Origin of the sequence: Pseudovibrio sp. Ad37 (assembly GCF_001623075.1) — a bacterium.
Lineage (GTDB): Bacteria > Pseudomonadota > Alphaproteobacteria > Rhizobiales > Stappiaceae > Pseudovibrio.
In genome coordinates, this window is the sequence record NZ_LMCF01000101.1 from 1 (window position 1) to 2,257 (window position 2,257).

General features: G+C 51.6%; 2 protein-coding genes and 1 pseudogene. 1 reads left to right on the top strand and 2 read right to left on the bottom strand.

Annotated elements, in window-relative coordinates; all coding sequences use genetic code 11:
• Window positions 1–177: pseudogene (locus tag PsAD37_RS29190) on the top strand (IS1595 family transposase); the annotation flags it as partial.
• Here the strand turns inward: PsAD37_RS29190 and PsAD37_RS28375 are convergent.
• Both PsAD37_RS28375 and PsAD37_RS16110 read right to left on the bottom strand, forming a co-directional pair.
• Window positions 149–292, bottom strand: coding sequence for a hypothetical protein (locus PsAD37_RS28375; RefSeq protein WP_193778277.1), 144 nt, complete (start codon window positions 290–292; stop codon window positions 149–151). The pseudogene PsAD37_RS29190 and the gene PsAD37_RS28375 overlap by 29 nt on opposite strands.
• A gap of 147 nt (window positions 293–439) precedes the next feature.
• On the bottom strand, window positions 440–2,068 hold the full coding sequence (locus tag PsAD37_RS16110) for an alkaline phosphatase family protein (protein WP_063297015.1): 1,629 nt from the start codon (window positions 2,066–2,068) through the stop codon (window positions 440–442).
• Window positions 2,069–2,257 lie beyond the last annotated feature (189 nt).

Sequence of the window (2,257 nt, forward strand, 5' to 3'; positions counted from 1 at the left end):
AAGGGGCAGGCTGTCAGGCAAAGCCGCAATGGCAAGAAAAAACTTAGAACCATATGGTCACGTGTTCCTCCTGCCCTGCAAATCGCAAAACTGCTGCGCAATGCTGTTGGGCGTCAAATGCGACGGATCCAGCAAGGTGGTATTTCCGTCAGATCCGAGATAGCTGTCTTTGGTTGATAATGGCCCTGATCTGTCTGATTGCATCAATCCGGGGCATGCCTTGCCCCATCAGAACTTCAACCTGCCGTAACTTCACAACAATATCTTCAGGTTTGGGGCGCTTGATAGCCATCTATGGTCCTCCGGTTTCCTAACTATAGGCGTGGACCACTTCAAAGGAGGAGGCTCAGGCGACACTCGTCGTTAGGCTATCAATCGCCAATCGCGTTCGAGAGACAGAAAAGAAATAGTGAGATAGAGGCTCTCCATTTTCTTTAGGTCAGTCCAAGCAGAGGTGGCCTTGTTCGCGCCTGGTCTCTTCCAGTTCCTCTTCATCGGTATAGCCGATGAGAATACCCGCCTGAAGCTCCTTGCCTGCGTTCGCCATGATTTGCTCGTCTGTCATCGTAATGCGGGTGTGGTGCCTGCGATACCAGGCAAACAACGCCTCGCTCATACGCTCCCGTTCTGCAGCGAATGAGTGATCAGCGCCAAGGTCATTCAATTCTTGTGGGTCTTCTTCAAGATCAAAGAGCATGGGGCGGAAACCTTCTGCATGGATGAACTTCCAGCGTTTATCCATGATCATCGCAAGGCGGCAATCTGCAACCGGCAACCCGAGGTCTATCCGCGCATTGCGCATGGAATAGTCGTACTCACTGATCGCAAACTCACGCCACTGAACAGGCTCGATAACTTCTAGCAAAGGTAGGAGTGAGCGGCCTTCCAACACGTTCGGTTTTGGGGTGCCACCGCAGAACTCAACAAATGTCGGAGCCAGATCGATTGCTTCGACCAGCTCATCGCTGACACCACCTCGAGTGGTATCAGCCTCTGCTCTTGGATCAACAACGATCAGCGGAATTTTGACAGATGGTTCGTGGAAGAGCTCCTTCTCGCCCATCCAATGATCCCCCAAGTAATCTCCATGATCGGAGGTGAACACTATCATGGTGGTGTCTGTCAGGCCCTTTTCGTCGAGAAACGCCATAAGCTTACCGATTTCATCGTCGATCTGTTTGATCAGGCCCATGTAAGCAGGAATGATTTTGGCTCGCGTTTCATCATTGGAGAACGCCTTGGAAACGCGCTCCCCCATAAAGGCTTCAAACACAGGATGAGGATTTTGCTTCTCGTCATCTGAGCGAACGACAGGCAGAACATCATCTGCTCCATACATGTCATGGTAGGGGGCAGGGACGATATAGGGCCAGTGTGGTTTGATGAGAGAAAGATGCACACACCAGGGCTCATCACCGGCAACGGCAACAAAGTCTTTGAACCGCTGAATCATGTAGGGCGTTTCGGCATGTTCAGCCTGAACCCGGGCCGGTTTGTCAGCGTGACCAAGCAACCAGCCGGAGAGAATTTCGCCATCTTCGCCCTCAGCGGAGTTTGCCCATTGCTCCCATTGGTTAGGGCCCTGGTATCCTTTGGCCTGGAGGTAACTGTCGTATTGCGGATTTGGAGAATAGGATCCATCGGGGTGAAGACCGTCATCTCGCTCCAACACTTCAAATCCGCATTCCGCAACGCGGGTGCCTATGAAGCTTTCCGGAGAGATACCGAGGCGAGCCATGCCGTCAGAATCAGCACGCATATGGGTCTTACCGACCAACACGTTGCGAACGCCGATGTCTTGCAAATGATCCCCGAGTGTCGGCTCTCCGACACGAAGCGGAATGCCATTCCATGTGCTTCCATGGGACCGCACATAACGCCCTGTATAGAAACTCATGCGAGACGGGCCACAAATAGGAGATTGAACATAAGCGCGGTTAAACCGAACGCCCCGTTCCGCAAGCTTGTCGATATGTGGAGTGTGCAGATGCGGGTGACCGTAACAGCTCAGATAATCAAACCGTAATTGATCACACATGATCCAGAGCACATTGCGCCCGTTAGTCATCTCAAACACCTCCCCCGTTTGTTGTGGTCATGTTCCCTTATTTGTCATGCGATTAGCAAGGGGATCTTCGTGTTTTGCCTGGTAATCCCCCCTGAAATTGATCGAGTTTAAAAGTAGAGATAGTGTTGCCTCATATTGAGGACTGAATTTATGAAGAAATCTCGTTTTAGCGACGCGCAGGTTATTGCA

Excerpts from the sequence above, each read along its gene's own strand:
- PsAD37_RS28375 (WP_193778277.1), bottom strand. The coding sequence starts at position 292 with ATGGCTATCAAGCGCCCCAAACCTGAAGATATTGTTGTGAAGTTACGG.
- PsAD37_RS16110 (WP_063297015.1), bottom strand. The coding sequence starts at position 2,068 with ATGACTAACGGGCGCAATGTGCTCTGGATCATGTGTGATCAATTACGG.